Annotated in this window: 12 protein-coding genes, 7 tRNA genes and 4 rRNA genes; 17 read left to right on the plus strand and 6 right to left on the minus strand. The window is 44.8% G+C overall.

Annotation, left to right across the window (positions count from 1 at the left end; translation table 11 throughout):
- Positions 1 to 248 precede the first annotated feature (248 nt).
- From SNR28_RS09595 to rrf (SNR28_RS09635), 9 genes are all read left to right on the plus strand, one after another.
- Positions 249 to 869, plus strand: coding sequence for a YigZ family protein (locus tag SNR28_RS09595; RefSeq protein WP_375752077.1), 621 nt, complete (start codon positions 249 to 251; stop codon positions 867 to 869).
- Positions 870 to 902: 33 nt separating this feature from the next.
- Positions 903 to 2,360: a TrkH family potassium uptake protein gene (locus SNR28_RS09600; protein WP_375752078.1), complete on the plus strand. Its 1,458-nt coding sequence runs from the start codon at positions 903 to 905 to the stop codon at positions 2,358 to 2,360.
- Positions 2,361 to 2,372: 12 nt separating this feature from the next.
- The gene (gene hemG, locus SNR28_RS09605) at positions 2,373 to 2,900 is read left to right on the plus strand and encodes a menaquinone-dependent protoporphyrinogen IX dehydrogenase (RefSeq protein WP_375752079.1); all 528 of its coding nucleotides are present in this window, start codon (positions 2,373 to 2,375) and stop codon (positions 2,898 to 2,900) included.
- 467 nt (positions 2,901 to 3,367) lie between these two features.
- Positions 3,368 to 4,919: ribosomal RNA gene (locus SNR28_RS09610) — 16S ribosomal RNA — on the plus strand.
- A 93-nt stretch (positions 4,920 to 5,012) separates the two neighbouring features.
- A tRNA-Glu gene (locus tag SNR28_RS09615) sits at positions 5,013 to 5,088 on the plus strand.
- 314 nt (positions 5,089 to 5,402) lie between these two features.
- Positions 5,403 to 8,292 (plus strand): 23S ribosomal RNA (locus SNR28_RS09620).
- A gap of 92 nt (positions 8,293 to 8,384) precedes the next feature.
- Positions 8,385 to 8,500 (plus strand): 5S ribosomal RNA (gene rrf / locus SNR28_RS09625).
- A 61-nt stretch (positions 8,501 to 8,561) separates the two neighbouring features.
- A tRNA-Thr gene (locus SNR28_RS09630) sits at positions 8,562 to 8,637 on the plus strand.
- A gap of 36 nt (positions 8,638 to 8,673) precedes the next feature.
- Positions 8,674 to 8,789: ribosomal RNA gene (rrf, locus tag SNR28_RS09635) — 5S ribosomal RNA — on the plus strand.
- Together the 16S, 23S and 5S rRNA genes with 2 tRNA genes alongside form the textbook arrangement of a ribosomal RNA operon.
- 96 nt (positions 8,790 to 8,885) lie before the next feature.
- Here rrf (SNR28_RS09635) and ilvY read toward each other — a convergent pair.
- Complete coding sequence (ilvY, locus tag SNR28_RS09640) at positions 8,886 to 9,776, minus strand: HTH-type transcriptional activator IlvY (RefSeq protein WP_375752081.1); 891 nt, start codon at positions 9,774 to 9,776, stop codon at positions 8,886 to 8,888.
- Positions 9,777 to 9,954: 178 nt separating this feature from the next.
- On the opposite strand from ilvY, the gene ilvC reads away from it, so the two are divergent.
- Complete coding sequence (gene ilvC, locus SNR28_RS09645) at positions 9,955 to 11,439, plus strand: ketol-acid reductoisomerase (protein WP_375752082.1); 1,485 nt, start codon at positions 9,955 to 9,957, stop codon at positions 11,437 to 11,439.
- A gap of 335 nt (positions 11,440 to 11,774) precedes the next feature.
- On the opposite strand, the gene SNR28_RS09650 is transcribed toward ilvC, so the two are convergent.
- The 4 genes from SNR28_RS09650 to SNR28_RS09665 form a co-directional block, all read right to left on the minus strand.
- Complete coding sequence (locus SNR28_RS09650; protein ID WP_375752083.1) at positions 11,775 to 12,029, minus strand: accessory factor UbiK family protein; 255 nt, start codon at positions 12,027 to 12,029, stop codon at positions 11,775 to 11,777.
- 103 nt (positions 12,030 to 12,132) lie between these two features.
- Positions 12,133 to 15,249, minus strand: a complete 3,117-nt coding sequence (locus SNR28_RS09655) for a multidrug efflux RND transporter permease subunit (RefSeq protein ID WP_375752084.1) — start codon at positions 15,247 to 15,249, stop codon at positions 12,133 to 12,135.
- Positions 15,250 to 15,263: 14 nt separating this feature from the next.
- Complete coding sequence (locus tag SNR28_RS09660; RefSeq protein WP_375754063.1) at positions 15,264 to 16,358, minus strand: efflux RND transporter periplasmic adaptor subunit; 1,095 nt, start codon at positions 16,356 to 16,358, stop codon at positions 15,264 to 15,266.
- A gap of 42 nt (positions 16,359 to 16,400) precedes the next feature.
- Positions 16,401 to 16,976 (minus strand): TetR/AcrR family transcriptional regulator, encoded by a 576-nt coding sequence (locus tag SNR28_RS09665; RefSeq protein WP_375754064.1) that lies wholly within the window; start codon positions 16,974 to 16,976, stop codon positions 16,401 to 16,403.
- A 193-nt stretch (positions 16,977 to 17,169) separates the two neighbouring features.
- Here SNR28_RS09665 and rep point away from each other — a divergent pair, with 193 nt between their 5' ends.
- Entirely contained in the window at positions 17,170 to 19,185 is a 2,016-nt protein-coding gene (gene rep / locus SNR28_RS09670; protein ID WP_375752085.1) for a DNA helicase Rep, read from the plus strand.
- Positions 19,186 to 19,262: 77 nt separating this feature from the next.
- On the opposite strand, the gene SNR28_RS09675 is transcribed toward rep, so the two are convergent.
- Positions 19,263 to 19,679, minus strand: a complete 417-nt coding sequence (locus SNR28_RS09675; protein WP_375752087.1) for a c-type cytochrome — start codon at positions 19,677 to 19,679, stop codon at positions 19,263 to 19,265.
- Positions 19,680 to 19,960: 281 nt separating this feature from the next.
- Here SNR28_RS09675 and SNR28_RS09680 point away from each other — a divergent pair.
- From SNR28_RS09680 to SNR28_RS09705, 6 genes are all read left to right on the plus strand, one after another.
- Positions 19,961 to 20,037: transfer RNA gene (locus SNR28_RS09680), tRNA-Arg, on the plus strand.
- 37 nt (positions 20,038 to 20,074) lie between these two features.
- Positions 20,075 to 20,150 (plus strand) — tRNA-His (locus SNR28_RS09685).
- A 54-nt stretch (positions 20,151 to 20,204) separates the two neighbouring features.
- Positions 20,205 to 20,281, plus strand: a tRNA-Pro gene (locus SNR28_RS09690).
- A 47-nt stretch (positions 20,282 to 20,328) separates the two neighbouring features.
- Positions 20,329 to 20,404: transfer RNA gene (locus SNR28_RS09695), tRNA-His, on the plus strand.
- Between the two features lie 50 nt (positions 20,405 to 20,454).
- Positions 20,455 to 20,531: transfer RNA gene (locus SNR28_RS09700), tRNA-Pro, on the plus strand.
- A gap of 647 nt (positions 20,532 to 21,178) precedes the next feature.
- On the plus strand, positions 21,179 to 22,885 hold the full coding sequence (locus SNR28_RS09705; RefSeq protein ID WP_375752089.1) for a dipeptide ABC transporter ATP-binding protein: 1,707 nt from the start codon (positions 21,179 to 21,181) through the stop codon (positions 22,883 to 22,885).
- The last annotated feature ends 73 nt before the right edge of the window (positions 22,886 to 22,958 follow it).

A 22,958-nucleotide genomic window follows, 5' to 3' on the forward strand; every position in this document is an offset into this window, starting at 1 on the left:
AAAGATTGCTATCGAGCGCTTATCAGCTCTGTTTGTTCTTTTTGTGCAGAACTGACTCCATCTATTAATTATTGTCTGGAATACCGATTAGTTTAGATGGTATGACCAGTGGCTAGATTTTGTACCAGAGAAGATTTAATTGCAACAAAATTCAAACAAGTGTTTAACATTTGTGAGATTGATGCGGCTATCTATTTAATTTTATAGCGTGATACACTGTAATTAGATTTGAAGTAACTAGTACTAGAATGAACGATCAACCCTATTTAATACCATCTGAACCTGCTGTCTTTGAAGAAGAAATAAAGAAGAGCGTGTTTATCACATATCTTGCTCATACCCCTTCAGTCGATGAGGCTAAAGCCTTTGTTGAGCAGATTAAGCAGAAACATTCGGATGCTCGCCATAATTGCTGGGGATTTGTAGCAGGAAGACCTGAAGACTCTATGAAGTGGGGATTCAGCGATGACGGTGAACCTTCTGGCACCGCGGGTAAACCTATCCTTGCACAGCTAAGTGGTTCTGGTGTCGGTGAGATTACAGCGGTTGTTACCCGATACTCGGGTGGTATTAAGCTGGGTACAGGTGGTCTGGTAAAAGCATATGGCGGTGGCGTTCAACAGGCACTTAAGCTGCTTCAAACTATTGAGAAAAAAATAACCACTAAATTGACTCTGACGTTAGACTACGGTTTTATGCCGATACTTCAGTCTCTCATGGGACAGTATGGTGCGACACAAATCAGCTCCGATTATAGCGAAAAAGTTATTTTGGTGATTGAGCTTGAGAAGTTAGTTGCCGAAGAATTTACGCTGGCAGTTGTGAATAAAAGCGGTGCGAAGGTTATTGTCACCGAAGAAAAGAACTAGGAAGTCGGAAGCTAACGCTTCAATTTATAAATCATGCAATTTCGTTCAATAATCCGCATCGTTGGGTTGCTTCTTGCGTTGTTTAGCGTATCTATGCTAGCTCCTGCTTTTGTCGCACTTGTATATAGAGATGGTGCGGGTGTTCCTTTTGTTACCACCTTCTTTGTCCTTCTTCTTTGTGGAGGGATTTGCTGGTTTCCCAATCGCTATCACAAAAGGGATCTCAAAGCCCGTGATGGCTTTCTTATCGTTGTTCTTTTTTGGACGGTAATTGGCAGCGCGGGTGCAATACCATTTCTAATATCTGAAGACCCCAACATATCCGTTACTGATGCTTTCTTTGAGTCATTCTCGGCACTAACAACAACTGGTGCGACAGTAATTGTTGGGCTGGATGAGCTTCCAAAAGCGATACTCTTCTATCGTCAGTTTCTACAATGGTTCGGTGGTATGGGTATCATCGTATTAGCTGTGGCGATTTTACCTGTGCTTGGTATCGGTGGTATGCAGCTTTATAGGGCAGAAATACCAGGTCCTGTTAAAGACAGTAAGATGACACCGCGAATAGCTGAGACAGCGAAGGTGCTTTGGTACATCTATCTGAGTCTTACCTTAGCTTGTGCAGCAGCGTTCTGGCTGGCAGGGATGACACCGTTTGATGCGATATGCCATAGCTTTTCTACAATTGCTATTGGAGGGTTCTCTACCCATGACGCAAGCATGGGATATTTTGATAGCCATGCGATCAACATGATAACCGTCGTATTCCTTCTGATTTCTGGCTGTAACTTCTCTCTGCACTTCGCCGCTTTTGCATCTGGTGGTGTCCATCCTCAATACTATTTTAAAGATCCAGAATTCAGAGCCTTCTTCTTTATACAGTTTATTCTGTTTGTGGTTTGCTTTTTGTTGCTTTTAAACCACCACTCTTACGATTCTATATATAATGCTTTTGATCAGGCACTGTTTCAGACCGTATCTATTTCTACAACAGCGGGCTTTACTACTACCGGATTTGCAGAGTGGCCACTGTTCTTGCCTGTACTGCTTCTGTTCTCTTCTTTTATTGGAGGGTGTGCCGGTTCTACTGGTGGCGGAATGAAGGTCATTCGAATATTGCTACTTTCTCTTCAGGGGGCACGTGAAATAAAACGCCTTATTCATCCAAGGGCGGTTTTTACCATTAAACTTGGCGATAAAGCACTTCCACAGAGAGTTGTTGATGCTGTTTGGGGATTTTTCTCCGCTTATGCATTGGTATTTGTTGTCTGCATGCTAGCTCTTATTGCTACAGGTATAGATGAACTAAGCGCATTCTCAGCCGTAGCGTCTACTTTGAACAACCTGGGTCCTGGTCTAGGGGATGTTGCTCTTCACTACGGTGATATAAATGATAAGGCTAAGTGGGTGTTGGTTGTCTCCATGCTATTTGGTCGCCTTGAGATATTTACTTTACTAATTTTGCTTACGCCTACGTTCTGGCGAAGCTAAAAAGGATATAACGTGAAAAAAGCACTTTTGCTCTACTCGAGCACAGATGGTCAAACAATAAAGATTTGTAACTTTATAGCAGAGCAGATGGAAGGCTTTGAATGCGAGATTAGTGATTTGCACACTATAGAGGAAGCTGACTTTGGGGGATTTGATAAAGTGCTTATCGGAGCATCTATCAGATATGGCCACCTAAGTAAGTATTTCTATCGCTTTGTGGCCAAGAATAAGGCAAAGCTTGAAGAGATTAACGCTGCTTTCTTTTTAGTTAACCTGACGGCAAGAAAAGAAGATCAAGGTAAAGACACTCCGGAAGGAAGTGCTTATGTGAAAACCTTCCAGAAGAAATCCCCTTGGGTACCATCTAAGATTGGTGTTTTCGCTGGTGCGCTTAGATATCCTCAATATAAGTTGTTTGATCGTCTCTGCATCCAGTTAATTATGAAAATTACCGGTGGCGAGACAGACCCAACCAAAGAAATTGAGTATACCAACTGGGAAAAGGTTACTAAATTTGCCCATTCCTTTAAGGAAATGTAAACAAAACCTGTCTTTTTAGCCCTTTTTGAGCAATTTTTCTGCGAAAGGAAAATAAATTCAAAAAAAGTTAAAAAAGGGCTTGCCAATGTGACGAAGGTCTCTATAATGCGCCCTCACTGACACGGCGGACACCAAACGGAAACGCTGATATCAGTTGGACGAACCACTCGAAAGAGGGGCTGGCAAAAAAGATTTTAAAAAGTGTTTGACACTGACGATTATCTCGCTAGAATGCACGTCCGCTTTGAGAGAAAGCCTCTTAAAGCCTTACTTTTCGAAGTGAGAAAGCTCTTTAACAATTTAAACCTATCAATCTGTGTGGGCACTCGTTGATGATAATCTAAAAAGATTTATCAATGAACTGAGTGACCAAACGAAATAACTTATGTTATTCGGCACAGTCAATTCAACATTACATGTAATGTTATCAGTATTCATTGAGCCGCATCTTAGATGCAAAAAAACTTTAATTGAAGAGTTTGATCATGGCTCAGATTGAACGCTGGCGGCAGGCCTAACACATGCAAGTCGAGCGGAAACGACTTAACTGAACCTTCGGGGAACGTTAAGGGCGTCGAGCGGCGGACGGGTGAGTAATGCTTAGGAAGTTGCCCGGTAGAGGGGGATAACCATTGGAAACGATGGCTAATACCGCATACTCTCTTCGGAGCAAAGTGGGGGACCTTCGGGCCTCACGCTATCGGATACGCCTAAGTGAGATTAGCTAGTTGGTGAGGTAAGAGCTCACCAAGGCGACGATCTCTAGCTGGTCTGAGAGGATGATCAGCCACACTGGAACTGAGACACGGTCCAGACTCCTACGGGAGGCAGCAGTGGGGAATATTGCACAATGGGCGCAAGCCTGATGCAGCCATGCCGCGTGTGTGAAGAAGGCCTTCGGGTTGTAAAGCACTTTCAGCAGTGAGGAAGGTGGTGAGTTTAATACGCTCATCATTTGACGTTAGCTGCAGAAGAAGCACCGGCTAACTCCGTGCCAGCAGCCGCGGTAATACGGAGGGTGCGAGCGTTAATCGGAATTACTGGGCGTAAAGCGCATGCAGGTGGTTAATTAAGTCAGATGTGAAAGCCCGGGGCTCAACCTCGGAAGGCCATTTGAAACTGGTTAACTAGAGTACTGTAGAGGGGGGTAGAATTTCAGGTGTAGCGGTGAAATGCGTAGAGATCTGAAGGAATACCGGTGGCGAAGGCGGCCCCCTGGACAGATACTGACACTCAGATGCGAAAGCGTGGGGAGCAAACAGGATTAGATACCCTGGTAGTCCACGCCGTAAACGATGTCTACTTGGAGGTTGTTCCCTTGAGGAGTGGCTTTCGGAGCTAACGCGTTAAGTAGACCGCCTGGGGAGTACGGTCGCAAGATTAAAACTCAAATGAATTGACGGGGGCCCGCACAAGCGGTGGAGCATGTGGTTTAATTCGATGCAACGCGAAGAACCTTACCTACTCTTGACATCTACAGAAGCCAGCGGAGACGCAGGTGTGCCTTCGGGAACTGTAAGACAGGTGCTGCATGGCTGTCGTCAGCTCGTGTTGTGAAATGTTGGGTTAAGTCCCGCAACGAGCGCAACCCTTATCCTTAATTGCCAGCACTTCGGGTGGGAACTTTGGGGAGACTGCCGGTGATAAACCGGAGGAAGGTGGGGACGACGTCAAGTCATCATGGCCCTTACGAGTAGGGCTACACACGTGCTACAATGGCGCATACAGAGGGCTGCTAGCTTGCGAGAGTCAGCGAATCCCAAAAAGTGCGTCGTAGTCCGGATTGGAGTCTGCAACTCGACTCCATGAAGTCGGAATCGCTAGTAATCGTAGATCAGAATGCTACGGTGAATACGTTCCCGGGCCTTGTACACACCGCCCGTCACACCATGGGAGTGGGCTGCAAAAGAAGTAGGTAGTTTAACCTTCGGGGGGACGCTTACCACTTTGTGGTTCATGACTGGGGTGAAGTCGTAACAAGGTAGCCCTAGGGGAACCTGGGGCTGGATCACCTCCTTAACGATATAGATTGTGCATTGATGAGTGTTCACACAGATTGATTAGGTTTAGAAAGTTTAGAGTAGAAGGTGCCCAACACCTTCAAGTTTTAGTGTCCCGTTCGTCTAGAGGCCTAGGACACCGCCCTTTCACGGCGGTAACAGGGGTTCGACTCCCCTACGGGATACCATCTTTAAGGGTTTTTCCTTAAGAATCTTTAAAAATGGTTTCTTTCTTTAAATAGAAAGTGAATCTTTGCTCTTTAACAATTTGGAAAGCTGACGAATAACAACAATCCCCATATCTTTTAGATATGCGTTGTTATTCAATTAAAAGTTCTCAAATCCTATGTCTTTTAAAGATATAGGTACCAACACACATTCAAGTGTTCTTGGAATTTGAGTCCGGCAAAATCGTGTCTGCACATGTATAAAAATTGCAGACAACTTTGGTTGTTTGATTAAACAATCTTAAAGGTTTCTTGGAAACTCTTTGGGGTTGTATGGTTAAGTGACTAAGCGTACACGGTGGATGCCTTGGCAGTCAGAGGCGATGAAGGACGTATTAACTTGCGATAAGCGTAGATAAGGCAGTAAAAGCCACTTGAGTCTACGATTTCCGAATGGGGAAACCCAATTGCATAAGCAATTATCATTAACTGAATACATAGGTTAATGAGGCGAACCGGGGGAACTGAAACATCTAAGTACCCCGAGGAAAAGAAATCAACCGAGATTCCGAAAGTAGCGGCGAGCGAAATTGGATTAGCCCTTAAGCTTTTAATGGTTCAGGTGAACATGCTGGAAAGCATGGCAATAAAGGGTGATAGCCCCGTAACCGACAAACCATTTTCAGTGAAATCGAGTAAGGCGGGACACGTGATATCCTGTCTGAATATGGGGGGACCATCCTCCAAGGCTAAATACTCCTGACTGACCGATAGTGAACCAGTACCGTGAGGGAAAGGCGAAAAGAACCCCTGTGAGGGGAGTGAAATAGAACCTGAAACCGTGTACGTACAAGCAGTAGGAGCCTCCTTTGTGGGGTGACTGCGTACCTTTTGTATAATGGGTCAGCGACTTATATTCAGTGGCAAGGTTAACCGTTTAGGGGAGCCGTAGGGAAACCGAGTCTTAACTGGGCGTTCAGTCTCTGGATATAGACCCGAAACCAGGTGATCTAGCCATGGGCAGGTTGAAGGTTGAGTAACATCAACTGGAGGACCGAACCGACTAATGTTGAAAAATTAGCGGATGACTTGTGGCTAGGGGTGAAAGGCCAATCAAACCTGGAGATAGCTGGTTCTCCCCGAAAGCTATTTAGGTAGCGCCTCGGACGAATACTACTGGGGGTAGAGCACTGTTAAGGCTAGGGGGTCATCCCGACTTACCAACCCTTTGCAAACTCCGAATACCAGTAAGTACTATCCGGGAGACACACGGCGGGTGCTAACGTCCGTCGTGGAGAGGGAAACAACCCAGACCGCCAGCTAAGGTCCCAAATTATTACTAAGTGGGAAACGATGTGGGAAGGCTAAAACAGCTAGGATGTTGGCTTAGAAGCAGCCATCATTTAAAGAAAGCGTAATAGCTCACTAGTCGAGTCGGCCTGCGCGGAAGATGTAACGGGGCTAAGTAATAAACCGAAGCTGCGGCTGCAATCTTTGATTGCGGGGTAGGGGAGCGTTCTGTAAGCCGTTGAAGGTGAATCGTAAGGTTTGCTGGAGGTATCAGAAGTGCGAATGCTGACATGAGTAACGATAATGGGGGTGAAAAACCTCCACGCCGGAAGACCAAGGGTTCCTGTCCAACGTTAATCGGGGCAGGGTAAGTCGACCCCTAAGGCGAGGCCGAAAGGCGTAGTCGATGGGAAACGGGTTAATATTCCCGTACTTCTTACAATTGCGATGGGGGGACGGAGAAGGCTAGGTGGGCCTGGCGACGGTTGTCCAGGTTCAAGTGCGTAGGCTTAAGAGTTAGGTAAATCCGGCTCTTTTTAAGGCTGAGACACGATGTCGAGCTACTACGGTAGTGAAGTCATTGATGCCATGCTTCCAGGAAAAGCCTCTAAGCTTCAGATTGTAAGGAATCGTACCCCAAACCGACACAGGTGGTCGGGTAGAGAATACCAAGGCGCTTGAGAGAACTCGGGTGAAGGAACTAGGCAAAATGGTACCGTAACTTCGGGAGAAGGTACGCTCTTATTGGTGAAGTCCCTTGCGGATGGAGCTGACGAGAGTCGCAGATACCAGGTGGCTGCAACTGTTTATTAAAAACACAGCACTGTGCAAAATCGTAAGATGACGTATACGGTGTGACGCCTGCCCGGTGCCGGAAGGTTAATTGATGGGGTTAGACTTAGGTCGAAGCTCTTGATCGAAGCCCCGGTAAACGGCGGCCGTAACTATAACGGTCCTAAGGTAGCGAAATTCCTTGTCGGGTAAGTTCCGACCTGCACGAATGGCGTAATGATGGCCACGCTGTCTCCACCCGAGACTCAGTGAAATTGAAATCGCTGTGAAGATGCAGTGTACCCGCGGCTAGACGGAAAGACCCCGTGAACCTTTACTACAGCTTGGCACTGAACATTGAGCCTACATGTGTAGGATAGGTGGGAGGCTTTGAAGTGTGTACGCCAGTATGCATGGAGCCATCCTTGAAATACCACCCTTGTATGTTTGATGTTCTAACTTAGCCCCATTATCTGGGGTGAGGACAGTGCCTGGTGGGTAGTTTGACTGGGGCGGTCTCCTCCCAAAGAGTAACGGAGGAGCACGAAGGTGGGCTAAACACGGTTGGACATCGTGTGGTTAGTGCAATGGCATAAGCCCGCTTGACTGCGAGAATGACAATTCGAGCAGGTGCGAAAGCAGGTCATAGTGATCCGGTGGTTCTGAATGGAAGGGCCATCGCTCAACGGATAAAAGGTACTCCGGGGATAACAGGCTGATACCGCCCAAGAGTTCATATCGACGGCGGTGTTTGGCACCTCGATGTCGGCTCATCACATCCTGGGGCTGAAGTCGGTCCCAAGGGTATGGCTGTTCGCCATTTAAAGTGGTACGCGAGCTGGGTTTAGAACGTCGTGAGACAGTTCGGTCCCTATCTGCCGTGGGCGTTGGAGAATTGAAAGGGGCTGCTCCTAGTACGAGAGGACCGGAGTGGACGAACCTCTGGTGTTCGGGTTGTCATGCCAATGGCATTGCCCGGTAGCTAAGTTCGGAATCGATAACCGCTGAAAGCATCTAAGCGGGAAGCGAGCCTTGAGATGAGTTCTCCCTGGCACTTTAAGTGTCCTAAAGGGTTGTCGTAGACTACGACGTTGATAGGCAGGGTGTGTAAGCGTTGTGAGGCGTTGAGCTAACCTGTACTAATTGCCCGTGAGGCTTAACCATACAACACCCAAAGGGTTTTGTGGACTCGAATAAGAACGTTGAATGTGTATAGAACAGTTAATTAACATCAGTTTTCCGAATTAAAGAATTTGCTTGGCGACCATAGCGTTGTGGACCCACCTGATTCCATGCCGAACTCAGAAGTGAAACGCAATAGCGCCGATGGTAGTGTGGGGCTTCCCCATGTGAGAGTAGGACATCGCCAGGCTTTGATTTAAAAGAACCCGTTCGATGAACGGGTTTTTTGCTCTTGAAGCAACTGCAAATTTGCTGATATAGCTCAGGTGGTAGAGCGCATCCTTGGTAAGGATGAGGTCCCCAGTTCGAGTCTGGGTATCAGCACCAGTTTCTTATAGCGATAGAGCAAATAACAGAATTTTACTTGGCAACCATAGCATTGTGGACCCACCTGATTCCATGCCGAACTCAGAAGTGAAACGCAATAGCGCCGATGGTAGTGTGGGGCTTCCCCATGTGAGAGTAGGACATTGCCAGGTTTTAATTTCAAATAACAAAGCTAAGAGACGTAAGACTTTGTTTATATAGAAGGCCTTCCATTCGGAAGGCTTTTTTCGTATCAGGACGAGTAAAAACTAAGGGGCAATAAATTTGCCTTCAGCTAGTTCCCACAGAGCCTTAACAAGCGGATCATTAAGCCTAGAGCGATTACAGCAGATACCAAGGTCAAACGGTTTAATTGAATCTACTTTGAGCCGCTGTATCTTGTCCTTTACCGGGCTGTTATTAATTACTACATCTGGCGCTATTCCTATTCCACACCCCAAGGCAACCATGCTTGCTATCGCTTCATGACCGGAAACCTGAGCGTAGATATTTGGTTTAATTTTCATCTTTTTAAACCAGCTGTTTGCTCTATCTCTGGCAGTACCAGCTTCAGGAAGTATAAATGGTATCTGGTTCCAGTCTGGCTCCTCTTTCTGTAATTCAGATGAAAAGCTACTTACGCCGCTGGGAGCTATCACTGATAAAGGAATGGTACTGATAGTTTCAAACGCAAGTCTTGCTGGTAGCTGCTCTGGCTTTGCTGAAATAGCAATATCTGCTTCATCTTCCAGTATCTTATCGATCGCTTGTGCCGGATCACCTGTTGAAAGCTTGAGTTCGATTTGAGGGTAATTTAAGCGGAAGTCATTAAGAAGATCGGGTAAATGACTGTAACTAGCAGTCACAGAGCAGAATAGTCGAATCTCTCCCTCCAGTTCTTTAGATTGTTCTGAAAGATCGGTGCAGTATGAGTGCCAATCTCCAGTAATTGATAAAGCGACAGGTAAAAGTTTTCTACCTGCGTTAGTTAGGTCTACACTTCTGTTGTCGCGGATAAAGAGGCTTTGTCCAATCTCTTCTTCAAGCTTTTGAATCTGACGACTTAGTGCTGAAGGACTTATATGCATTGCAGCAGAAGTTTTACTAAAACTTTTGCTGTCACAAAGGTGAATAAAGAGCTGAAGGCTTTTGATATTCATAATAATTACTTCCAATAAGCAGTCATTTATCTATTTAGATAGATTTACTGGTGATTGCAACAATTGCAATAACAACTTGTGAATATATCACTTTAAGCAATTTAAATCCTGCATTAGTATGTGGACATTCGACAAAGAAAGTCGACCAACGGAAAGTTTCTCAAAGGAGTCTTTAAAGATGGCTAACTATTTCAATACACTAAACCTACGTCAGCAATTAGACCAGCTAGGTCGTTGTCGTTTCATGGATCGCGAAGAGTTCGCAGATGAAGCGGATTACCTGAAAGGTAAAAAAGTAGTAATCGTAGGTTGTGGTGCTCAGGGCCTTAACCAGGGTCTAAACATGCGTGATTCTGGTCTTGATGTTTCTTATGCGCTTCGCCAGGCTGCAATCGATGAGAAGCGTCAGTCGTTCAAAAATGCGAGCGAAAATGGCTTTGTGGTAGATAGCTACGAAAACCTTATCCCTCAGGCTGACCTAGTAGTTAACCTGACTCCGGACAAGCAACACACAAACGTTGTTGAAACTGTAATGCCTCTAATGAAAGAAGGTGCAGCGCTAGGTTACTCTCACGGTTTCAACGTTGTTGAAGAAGGTATGCAGATTCGTGAAGACCTTACTGTAGTGATGGTTGCACCTAAGTGTCCTGGTACTGAAGTACGTGAAGAGTACAAGCGTGGCTTCGGTGTTCCAACATTAATCGCTGTTCACCCAGAAAACGACCCTAAAGGCGAAGGCTGGGATATCGCTAAAGCTTGGGCAGCAGCTACAGGTGGTCACCGCGCTGGTTGTCTTGAGTCTTCATTCGTTGCAGAAGTTAAATCTGACCTTATGGGTGAGCAGACTATCCTTTGTGGCATGCTACAGGCTGGTTCTATCGTATGTTACGAGAAGATGATCGCTGACGGTATTGACGCTGGTTACGCTGGTAAACTTCTACAGTACGGTTGGGAAACTATCACTGAAGCACTGAAGTTTGGTGGTATCACACACATGATGGATCGCCTGTCTAACCCAGCTAAAATCAAAGCATTTGAGCTTTCTGAAGAGCTGAAAGATCTAATGCGCCCGCTTTACAACAAGCACATGGATGACATCATCCAGGGAGAGTTCTCAAGCACTATGATGGCTGACTGGGCTAACGATGATGTTAACCTTCTTGGCTGGCGTGCAGAGACTGGCGAAACAGCATTCGAAAACTACCCAGAAACTGATGTAGAAATCTCTGAGCAAGAGTACTTCGACAACGGCATCCTGATGATCGCTATGGTTCGCGCGGGTGTTGAGCTAGCGTTCGAAGCAATGACGGCTTCTGGCATCATTGATGAGTCTGCTTACTACGAATCTCTACACGAGCTTCCGCTAATTGCTAACACAGTTGCACGTAAGCGCCTGTACGAAATGAACGTAGTAATCTCTGATACTGCTGAATACGGTAACTACCTGTTCGCTAACGTTGCTACTCCACTTCTACGTGAGAAGTTTATGCCGAAAGTTGGTACTGATGTAATCGGTAAAGGCCTTGGTGAGACATCAAATCAGGTTGATAACGCAACTCTGATTGAAGTTAACGAAGCTATCCGTAACCACCCTGTAGAGTACATTGGTGAAGAGCTACGTGGTTACATGACTGATATGAAGCGTATCGCTGTTGGTGGTTAACTTACTGGTTCTATAGGCTGATTTCTGCGTCAAAGGTGCTCATTTACTATCGTAAACTCCGCGCTTCTTCCTTGAACTTGAACTGACCAGCTTAGCCTCAACACCTTAATACATTTATATAGAAAGGGCCTGATTGAAAAATCAGGCCCTTTACTCATTTTGGTGATGCTGCGAGGTGGTTGGTTTGATATTTATCAGGTGTTCACAGCATGGATGCTGTGTTCAAGCCTACAAGGATGTATTTACAGCGTCCTGAGAAACATAAACTCAATGCTCCTACTCTTTAAAACTAAAGATGAACTTCCGCTGCTCCCACTCGTGTTTGGTTCAACCAACTACTCTTTGTCAGTTAACTTAGTTTCAAGATCAGCTAGTTTTTGTTCCATTTCAGTTAACTTTTGGCGAGTGCGAAGCAGAACCTGAGTTTGTACATCAAACTCTTCTCGGCTTACCACATCCAACTTGTTTAGTTGGCCCTGAATTACCTGACGGACTTTTGCATCTACATCCGCACCCAACTCTTTTACTGGTGCCGGCATAGACTCATGAATTTGCTTAGCAACTTGCTCTAATTTCTTTGGGTCAAACATAACTTATAAAACTCCTTTTGGTATGCGTTCATTTTATTAAATTTGCGAACCAATGCCCAATAAAAAAGGCCACCGAAGTGACCTTTTACGTAAATAGATGCGATTAGCTATGAGTAGAAACTTCTCTCTGAGCGGCTTTTGCCTCATCGATTCTTGCTAGTTTTTCCAAATCTTTGTCTTCAACAAAAACAGGAAGAGGCTTATGTTTCTCTGCCAGGAAAGTGTAGATTACCGGCAGAACAAACAGAGTAAACAGCGTACCAATAGCCAGACCCGCTACGATTACGATACCGATACTAAAGCGCTGTGCAGCACCCGCACCCGTTGCGTACATTAGTGGGATAAGACCCGCAATCATCGCAGCCGTTGTCATCAGGATTGGACGAAGACGAACTTTCGCAGCCTCCATAACCGCTTCCATACGATTCTTCTTATGGTTAAGCTGCTCTTCTTTGGCTACCTCACAGATAAGAATACCGTGCTTAGTAATCAGACCAACCAGCGTGATAAGCCCAACCTGTGAGTAGATATTCATGGTTGAGAAACCCCATGCCAGAGCAACAAGTGCACCAGATATTGCTAGCGGAACCGAAACCATGATTACAATCGGATCTTTAATCGACTCAAACTGAATCGCCAGAACCAGGAAGATAATCGCCAGTGCTAATCCAAACGTGGTTACCAGAGAGCTACCTTCGGTAACAAACTGTCTTGCTTCACCCATATAGTCATGTGTGTAACCAGCAGGCAGTTTGGTTTCAGCAATGTTTTCAAACCATGCAATCGCATCACCCATAGGTACCATAGGTACAGCACCAATGGTAGCCGAGTTTAGCTGGTTGAAGTGAGGTAGCGCTCGTGGCTCTGCGACAACTTCAATGCTGATAAGGCTGCTTAGTGGGATAGCCGAACCACTTGAAGACTTAACATAGTAATTCTTCATCGTTTCAGGGTTCAGGCGATACTTACGTTCTACCTGAGGTATCACTTCATAAGAGCGACCATCCAGATCGATACGGTTTACGTAACCATCTGCCATCATGGTACTTAGCGTCATACCAATGTCCTGCATGGTTACGCCATACGCACCCGCTTTATCTTTGTCGATGTTGATTTTCATCGTCGCAGAGTCGTAGTTAAGGTCGATATTGGCAAACACAAAGCTAGGGCTACTCATGGTCTCAACCAGTATATCGGTTGCAATTTGGAATAAGCTTTCGAAGTTGTTTGGTGTAGTGATAACAAACTGAACTGGCAAGCCTGAACCTGCACCTGGAAGTTCTGGCATCTGGAATGCAGTCACTGCCATTCCAGGTACTTCCTTGATTAGCTGACCCACACGACCAGTTACCTCAGCCTGACTTGCTTCACGTTGACTCCACGGAACCATAGAAGCGATACCAAATGCCTGGTTAGATTGAGGAACACCCACAAATACCTGTGAGTAAGCAACTTCTGGCTGGTCTGCTAGCATCTGGTTTACACCTGCCATGGTGTTTTGCAGATAATCCAGGTTTGCGTTTGATGGCCCTGTACCCATTAGTACAACCAAACCTTTATCTTCAGCTGGTGCTAGTTCACTTGGAATAAGTTTGAACAGAACAGGTAGAACACCCATCACGATAACAGCGAAAAGAATAATCGCCGCACGGTTCTGCATTACCTTACCAAGAACTTTTGAATAACCTTCAGTCATACTGTCAAGGAAGCTGTGCACGCGGCTTTCAAACCAACTTGGTTTTTCATTCGCTTTCAGCATCTTAGAACACATCATCGGAGACAGCGTCAGAGCGATGATTCCTGATACGAATACGGCACCAGCTAGAGTTAAAGCAAACTCTTTAAATAGGGAACCAGTAATACCACCCATCATTGCGATTGGAGCATATACAGCACCAAGTGTCAGGGTCATTGCGATAACAGGAACGGCTATTTCGCGGGTACCAATAATGGCAGCGCGGAAAGGTGATTCGCCAAGCTTAAGGTGACGGTCAACGTTCTCAAGTACAACAATCGCATCATCAACTACCAGACCGATAGCCAATACCATTGCCAGCAGCGTCATCAGGTTCCATGAGAAACCAATAGCTTGCATTACCATTGCCACACCAATGAGTGAAAGCGGGATGGTAACGATTGGAATGATTACAGCACGGAATGAACCAAGGAATAGCGTAATTACCACCAGTACGATCAGCGCTGCTTCCGCAATGGTTTTAATAACTTCGTTAATCGATTCGTTGATGGCCACAGTCGAGTCGTACAGAACGTTCATCTCGATATTGCTAGGCATGTTCTTCTCCAGAGTTGGAAGAATTTCAAGAACATCTTTCGCAATGTTAATCGGGTTAGCACTTGGTGCTGCGTTGATTGCAACAACAACCGCTTCGCGACCATTGGCGTTTGCCCTAACAACGTCGTGGCTTTTCTCACGAGTCACCTTAGCAATGTCACTCAGGCGAATAAGTTCACCGTTGTCCTGTTTGATAACCAAACGCTCTAGCTCAGCAACACTAGAGATCTGAGTGTCTGCACTACCATTATAAAGAACAAACTCACCAATAGACTGACCTGTTGCAGACTGATAGTTGTTTGCACTCAGGATGCTCATAACTTCAGTCGCGGTCAGATCAAATGCACCCATCTTCGCCGGATCCAGCCAGATACGCATTGCGTATTTAGAACCACCGTAGTGATCCACACTAGAAACACCATTTACAGAAAACAGTTGAGGGTCAATAACACGTTCCAGATAGTCAGTTACCTGACTAGATGCCAGCTCGTCACTGGTGAAACCGATGTATAGAACCGCGGTTGTTGAACCGGTAGACATGGTTACCGTCGGATCTTCAGCTTCACTAGGAAGTTGAGAACGAACCGAGTTTGTTTTTGCAAGAATGTCCGATAGTGCAGCGTTTGGATCCGTGTTTAACTTCATCGTTACCGTGATAGTGGAACTACCCAGAACAGATTGTGAAGTCATGTAATCAATGTTGTCTGCCTGTGCAATCGCCTGTTCCAGGGGCTGAGTAATAAAGCCCTGAATCAAATCGGCACTAGCACCGTAGTAACTTGTTGTAACGGTTACTACGGTATTTGTCATTTCCGGGTATTCCCGAACCTGCATTTTGAATATCGCCTGCAAGCCAAGCAGTGCTATCAGAAAACTGATAGATATTGCGAGAACCGGGCGTTTTATAAATATGTCTGTAAAGCGCATAGTGGATTCCCTGATTAAAGCATTGGTGTTTCAGCAGGAGTATTTAGTGCATCGCTCTCAACCACTTTTACTTTTGCACCGTTTCTTAGACGAATTTGTCCGGAAGTCACTACCTTGTCGCCAGCTTTTACGCCGTCCAGAATATGAGCAATATCTTCTTTTCGCTCACCGATCTTAACGACGTGTTGCTGTACACGCAGTACGCCTTCTACTTCAGATGCTACGTATACATTGTCGCCGTACAGCGTATAAGTAATCGCAGTCTGAGGAAGAACGATCTGGTCTTTAATAGTCGGCAGAATTACTTCGGCACGGGCGAACATACCGCTACGCAGTTTTCCACCATTGTTAGGAATGTCAGCTTGAACCTGAACCAGACCTGTCTGGTTGTCTACTGCTGGTTCAATTGCAGAGATTGAGCCTTTAAATGTATCTTCAGGGTAAGACTCAACACTAATATCCACTTCCTGACCAATGTAGATGCGAGAGATATCTGTTTGTGGAACAGTAAAACGAAGGCGCATAACGCTAGTGTCTTCAAGGCGAACGATGTCCGTACCCGGCTGAAGGTACTGACCCAGGAATACATTTCTGATACCAACAACACCGTCAAAAGGAGCGGAAATTTCGCGACGATCGATGGCAGCTTCAAGCGCTTTGATATCAGCTCTCAGAGAGAAGTAATCAGCTTCAGCGCTATCATATGATTCTTTAGATACAGAGCCCTTCTTATATAGACCTTTATATCGTTTGTATTTAGCTTCGGCTGCTGGAAAACGAGCTTTTGCACTTTCTAGGTTGGCTCTTTCTACTTCTGTATCAAGGATAACCAGTTTTTTACCTTTGCTAACTGTTTCGCCAGACTCAAACTGTATTTTCTTAATAACACCGTTTGATTCTGTTGTAAGAGTGACACCCTGGTTTGGCTCAATAAAACCGATAGCCTGAATAGTTGGTATCCAGTCGACAGTTTTAACGTCTACAGTAGTAATTGGAAACTCTGGTTCAGGCTGATTTGCCATTGCTTCCTGCATTTGTTGAAAGCCAGTGATTTTTTTGTAAATCACCGTACCGAACAAAGCACCGGCGATGGCGATTGCACCTAGCATCCACCCAACAGTTCTCATTTTCATTGTTTTCTGATCCCCAAATCAGTGTTTTATTAAGGCATCCCAGCTAGCTTCGATCGCTTGTTCTATTTGATCGTCAGTTAGCTGTGAGCAGCTTTTTCTTTGCTTTCTTGCCATTGTTGTACTTGTTTCCAGGCTGACTCCAGAAAGCACGTTGTTATCCAATTCTTTAAATAAACCTGTTGTTTTACCCTCATCGAACATGCGGTCAACTTTACGAAACATCTCTTTTTCGAGTTGATGAACCTGTTCAATATCATCAGGCACGAATTGCTCGTAAAGCAGATGAGTTTGAACTGCACTTCTTGTTTGTGCGTAGTTCCATATGTTGAGCCAAAAAAGTCGATATCTTTCTTTTAGCGGTAAATCATCGGAGACACCGGCTTGAATGATATCCGCAGCTTTTGCTGTGGCATGCAGGCGAGCTTCTCGTAACAGGTGTGTTTTATCATCAAAGTAGCGATAGATAGTCCCCGCAGCAACACCAGCTCTTTTGGCTAGTTTTTGCATCGACAAGCCTTCAAATCCTTCTTCCGCAACAAGTTTTTCAACAGCGTTGAGAATTAGAATTCTTTTGTCTGTTATCTCTGAGGTCATATATCCACCAAAAATGAATGAACGTTCATTCATTTAATCACATTACGGTATGTTATTTCAATTGTGAATTGATAAGGAGTGACTGTTTTTCAGGTCAATATAAAGAGTAGTTCGATTTTGATATCTTCGTAGTAAAAAAGATGATTGAGGATTATTATAGGCACCCATTTCCCCACATGGTTCAGGTATCACGATGAAGTTAAACCCCAGACAGGATGAAGCGGTTAAATATGTCTCAGGACCTTGTCTGGTTCTGGCTGGTGCTGGTTCAGGTAAAACTCGTGTTATTACCAACAAGATTGCGTATCTGGTTCAGCAATGCGATTACAACGCCAGAAATATTGCTGCGGTAACATTTACCAATAAAGCCGCGAGGGAGATGACTGAGCGAGTCGCACAGACGCTCGGTAAGAAAGAGTCTCGCGGATTGATGGTTTCTACATTCCATACCCTTGGATTGAATATTATTCGTCGTGAATACAAAGCTCTGGGCTTGAAAGCAGGATTCTCTCTGTTTGATGATCAGGATCAGTTAGCGCTTCTAAAAGAGCTGACTGAAAAGCAGTTGGATGGTGATAAAGATTTGCTTCGTATGCTTCTGAGTACCATTTCTAACTGGAAGAATGACATGCTTTCACCACAGCAGGCGAAAGCACAGGCGCGTTCAGAGCAGGAGCAGTTATTTGCGTTCTGTTTTGAAATGTATCAGAAACAGATGAAAGCTTATAATGCACTGGACTTCGATGACCTGATATTAATGCCAGTACTGCTTTTGAAATCTAATGAAGAAGTACGTCAGCGTTGGCAGTCCAGAATTCGCTATCTTCTGGTTGATGAGTATCAGGATACCAATACCAGTCAGTACGAGATGGTGAAACTGATAGTTGGTGAACGAGGAAGACTCACCGTTGTAGGTGATGATGATCAGTCTATCTACTCTTGGCGCGGAGCTAAGCCTCAGAACCTTGTATTACTAAGCCAGGACTACCCGAATCTACGTGTAATTAAGCTTGAGCAAAACTATCGTTCTACCAGCCGTATTCTGCGGGCTGCAAACATACTTATCGCCAACAACCCTCATGTGTTCGAAAAGACTCTATTCTCGGAGATCCCTGAAGGTGAAAAGATAAAAGTACTTACAGCTAAAAATGAAGACCATGAAGCTGAAAGAGTCACTGGTGAACTAATTGCACACAGGTTTTTAAACCGCACCAATTACAAAGATTATGCTGTTCTTTATCGTGGTAACCATCAATCCCGCCTGATTGAAAAAGCACTGATGCAGAACCGTATTCCTTACAAAATCTCCGGAGGAACATCATTTTTCGCCAGAGCTGAGATTAAAGATATCATGGCCTATCTGAAGGTTTTGGTGAACCCAGATGATGACAATGCGTTCTTGAGAATCGTGAATACACCTCGCAGGGAAATAGGTCCGGTTACATTAGAAAAGCTTGGAAGCTACGCCAACATGCGAGGTAAGAGCTTGTTTGAATCAAGCTTTGAACTAGGGTTAGAACAGCACCTTTCTGGTCGGGGGCTAGAAAACCTACGTAAGTTTACTCAGTGGGTAGTCGCAATATCAGATAATGCGGAAAGAGGAAATACGGTTGAAGCGGTACGCTCCCTAGTTCGTGATATCAACTACGAAGACTGGCTTTATGAAACATCTTCTAGTGCCAAGGCAGCAGAGATGAGAATGAAGAACGTGTCAGATCTCTATAGCTGGATTGTCGCTGACCTTGAAGGCGATAACTATGATAAAGAAGAGAAAACACTGAAAGAAGTCGTTCAGCGTTTGACCCTTAGAGATATGATGGAACGTGGTGAAGATGATGAAGATGCTGATCAGGTGCAACTGATGACACTTCATGCCTCAAAAGGTCTGGAGTTCCCTTATGTTTATCTCATGGGTTCTGAAGAGGGAATACTGCCGCACCAAACCAGTATCGATGAAGAAAATGTAGAGGAAGAACGCCGCCTGGCTTATGTGGGAATTACCCGAGCCCAGAAAGAGCTAACATTTACGCTATGTAAAGAACGTCGCCAGTTTGGTGAGTTGATCAAACCTCAACACAGTCGTTTTCTTGATGAATTGCCATTTGATGATGTGGAATGGGAAACCGTGAAAAAGCCAGTTTCTCAAGAAGAGAGAATGGCAAAGGGGCAAGCGCATATAGCTAATCTTAAATCGATGTTTAAGAAATAACTTTTTAGCCACAAATAAAAAAGGATTGAGCAAAAAGCTCAATCCTTTTTTCGTACCTGTCTGTTTTGATGTGTTATTTATAGGCCTTCAATCATGTACTCGATTGTTGCAATGATTTCATCATCCGAACAATCCATACATGAGCCTTTTGCTGGCATAGCGTTGAAGCCATTAATAGCATGGTCATTCATGATATCTTTGCCTTGTGCTATACGAGGTGCCCATTGTCCAGCGTCCCCTTTAATTGGAGCGCCTGAAACACCTGTAGAATGGCATGCAGTACAGAAGGTGTTATAAACGGTGGCTGCATCACGAGGGCCAGTAGGTTCTTCAACAACAGGCTCTGCACCAGCAAGGTAAACATCGCCAACGGGCTTAATACGATCTGCAATTGCCTGATACTCTTCATCGCTCACTTTAGAGGCTAAAGTTGCGGTAGAAAAGGTCGTAATTGCAGCAAATAATACGCAAATTAGTTTTCGAGACATATCCATTTAGCTCACTTTACTGTTTTCGTTTTTATAAGATCGACGCATTTACTAATATTGTTAGAGTGTTTGTATTAGATAAATCCGTTGATAATTCTTTGTTAAATCATTGTAAATGTCGCGTGATTATATCCTGTAAATATGTTGCGATAAACAGCAAGTTCCTAATGATTAGCGGTTTATCACATCCTAACTGTCGAAAAAGACAACAAATAATAAAAAAACTTCAAAAAAAGCTAGACGAGGCATGGTGATATACGTATTATTCCACTCCGCCGATAGGGCATGCGCCCGTAGCTCAGCTGGATAGAGCGTTGGCCTCCGGAGCCAAAGGTCGAAGGTTCGAATCCTTTCGGGCGCGCCATTTATCCCGGAAGGTGTTTATATCGGTAAAATTAGTGGTGGCTATAGCTCAGTTGGTAGAGCCCCGGATTGTGATTCCGGTTGTCGCGAGTTCAAGTCTCGTTAGCCACCCCATTATTTAGGTAGCTTTGCTTCCTGCTTTGAATTGATTCGAAGCGAAATCTTAGTCGGTGAATAGCGCAGTTTGGTAGCGCATCTGGTTTGGGACCAGAGGGTCGGGGGTTCGAATCCCTCTTCACCGACCACTACAAGGAAGCCTCAGCAGATGCTGGGGCTTTTACTTCTTTCAGTGGTGGCTATAGCTCAGTTGGTAGAGCCCCGGATTGTGATTCCGGTTGTCGCGAGTTCAAGTCTCGTTAGCCACCCCATTATCTAGGTAGCTTAGCTTCCTGTTTAGAGTCTCTAAACGAAAACAAGTCGGTGAATAGCGCAGTTTGGTAGCGCATCTGGTTTGGGACCAGAGGGTCGGGGGTTCGAATCCCTCTTCACCGACCACCATCAGAAGCCTCGCTAGGAATAGCGGGGCTTTTTTGATCTTCATCTCTCAAACACTTTTACCTCTCATTTTCCTCATAATTGTGCAATTACTCACTCAAAGTGGTGCAACTTCGTCTATTCTTTAAACTTTTCTAGGCACTATTGGGTGTGCCACCCATTCAGATAGTGTAATTAGCCTAATTTAACAATAGATATAGATTATGTGATCTGTGTTGGTTTTTAGTGTTATGTGCTATCTATTCTTTATAGTGTAGATTTATTTGTTGCCTATTGTTCTAATATTAGAGTTTGTTTTGGTTTTGTTAAAAAGTAACTGGAATAATAATTCACTTGCCAATGATGGTTTTATTGGCTCTTGGTAGTGATGAAAGTGTCAAAAATAGTGAAAAATGCTGATATGTTAACGGAATATGGATTTATTTGTTCTAGTGGGTTTGTGCATAAAAACCGTCATTCGTGCATAAATATTGATCTACCATGCTTTAAATTCACTTTTTTGCCGTCTTTTATCCTATTATTGTTGCTTTTCTGTGAATTTTTTGCCAAATTTATCAGCTAGTGTTTTGCCAGTACTTTATTCTGGTAATGAATGGAATCAATTTTGCAGACTGGGCTAGATGCCCAAGCAGTTTAGAGGTCTGGTAATGTCCCTTTTAGAAGTTAAGAACCTGCGTATCGAGTATCCGTCACGTCATGGTGTTCATGCGGCGGTAAAAGAGTTGTCCTTCTCGATCGAACGAGGAGAAATAGTAGGTGTTGTAGGTGAATCCGGAGCAGGTAAGTCAACCGTTGGTAATGCGGTTATTGATCTATTAAGCCCTCCAGGACTTATCGCAAGTGGTGATGTTTATCTGGATGGCGAAATAATCTCAGGCCTCAAGCCTGAAGAGATGCGTAAAGTGCGCGGCTCTAAAATTGGTTTTATCTTTCAGGATCCAATGACCTCTCTTAACCCGCTATTTACGGTAGAGCATCAGTTAAAAGAGACCATTCATACAAATATGAATGTTTCTGATGAAGAAGCTTATGAAAGAGCACTAAACCTGATGAAGCAGGTTGGTATTCCTCAGCCAGAAAACCGTTTAAAACAATTTCCCCATCAGTTCTCTGGTGGTATGCGTCAGCGTGTAGTTATCGCGATTGCTTTGGCTGGTGAGCCAGATCTTATTATTGCGGATGAACCGACTACTGCTCTGGACGTTTCTATTCAGGACCAGATTCTAAACCTAATCCGCGAGCTATGTGTAAAGAACAACGTAGGCTGTATGCTGGTTACCCACGATATGGGTGTGGTATCCAACGTTACTGATAAAGTCGCAGTAATGTACCGTGGTGATCTGGTTGAGTTTGGTAAAACAGACAAAGTACTAGGCGATCCGGACCATTCATACACACGTAGCCTTATTTCAGCAGTACCTCGCTCAGACAGAAAGCTGGATCGTTTCCCTCTGGTTAGCTATATCGAAGAAGCTCATGAAATGGAGCCTCTTGATGTTAAGAACCACTGGCTTGGTCAGAGTCAGGATCACCGTACTTATACTGGGCCTCTTCTAAACGTAGAGAACGTAAGCCTGCGCTTTGTGACGAAAGACTCGCTATTTGAAAGCCGCCGTGAGTATGTGCAGGCATCTAACGACGTAAGCTTTGAAGTATTTGAAGGTGAGACATTTGGCCTAGTAGGTGAGTCTGGATCAGGCAAATCGACGATTGCCCGAGTGATTGCAGGTTTGTATGAGCCAAATGCAGGTAAGGTAACTTTTGAAGGTGTTGACCTAACTTCTCTTAAATCAGAGAAAGAGCGTCGCCCTATGCGTCGTCAGATGCAGATGGTTTTCCAGAACCCATATACTTCAATGAACCCGCGAATGAAGATTTTTGACATCATTGCGGAGCCAATTCGCTTCCATAAGCTAACCCGCAATGAAGCAGAGACTCGTCAAATTGTAAACGATCTGCTAGAGCACGTTGGTCTGGGAACAATGGCAGGTGTGAAGTACCCACACGAATTTTCTGGTGGTCAGCGTCAGCGTATCTCTATCGCTCGTGCACTGGCAACTCGTCCTCGCCTTCTTATCTGTGACGAGCCAACTTCAGCTCTCGATGTATCTGTGCAGGCACAGATTCTTAACCTGTTGAAAGACCTACAGGATGAGCTGAATCTAACAATGCTGTTTATCAGCCACGACTTACCAGTTATCCGCCAGATGTGTGACCGCATTGGTGTGATGAAGATGGGTACGCTGCTGGAAGTGGCACCAACAGAACAACTATTTAAAGAACCACAACACGAATACAGCAAACAACTTATCTCACTGATGCCGGAATTTACCGGACTTCGTGAGGAACTATAAGCTGTCAGATTTTTTTGCTTGCCGGGGTGCCGTTTTACTCAGCAAGCAGAAAGACTTCTTGAGCCAATAAGCT

The organism is Vibrio iocasae (assembly GCF_042245395.1).
Lineage (GTDB): Bacteria > Pseudomonadota > Gammaproteobacteria > Enterobacterales > Vibrionaceae > Vibrio > Vibrio iocasae.

Bases quoted from the DNA above. Each gene is read 5' to 3' on its own strand.
- SNR28_RS09595 (WP_375752077.1), top strand. From the start codon at position 249: ATGAACGATCAACCCTATTTAATACCATCTGAACCTGCTGTCTTTGAA.
- SNR28_RS09600 (WP_375752078.1), top strand. From the start codon at position 903: ATGCAATTTCGTTCAATAATCCGCATCGTTGGGTTGCTTCTTGCGTTG.
- ilvY (WP_375752081.1), bottom strand. From the start codon at position 9,776: ATGAATATCAAAAGCCTTCAGCTCTTTATTCACCTTTGTGACAGCAAA.
- ilvC (WP_375752082.1), top strand. From the start codon at position 9,955: ATGGCTAACTATTTCAATACACTAAACCTACGTCAGCAATTAGACCAG.
- SNR28_RS09650 (WP_375752083.1), bottom strand. From the start codon at position 12,029: ATGTTTGACCCAAAGAAATTAGAGCAAGTTGCTAAGCAAATTCATGAG.
- SNR28_RS09655 (WP_375752084.1), bottom strand. From the start codon at position 15,249: ATGCGCTTTACAGACATATTTATAAAACGCCCGGTTCTCGCAATATCT.
- SNR28_RS09660 (WP_375754063.1), bottom strand. From the start codon at position 16,358: ATGCTAGGTGCAATCGCCATCGCCGGTGCTTTGTTCGGTACGGTGATT.
- SNR28_RS09665 (WP_375754064.1), bottom strand. From the start codon at position 16,976: ATGACCTCAGAGATAACAGACAAAAGAATTCTAATTCTCAACGCTGTT.
- rep (WP_375752085.1), top strand. From the start codon at position 17,170: ATGAAGTTAAACCCCAGACAGGATGAAGCGGTTAAATATGTCTCAGGA.
- SNR28_RS09675 (WP_375752087.1), bottom strand. From the start codon at position 19,679: ATGGATATGTCTCGAAAACTAATTTGCGTATTATTTGCTGCAATTACG.
- SNR28_RS09705 (WP_375752089.1), top strand. From the start codon at position 21,179: ATGTCCCTTTTAGAAGTTAAGAACCTGCGTATCGAGTATCCGTCACGT.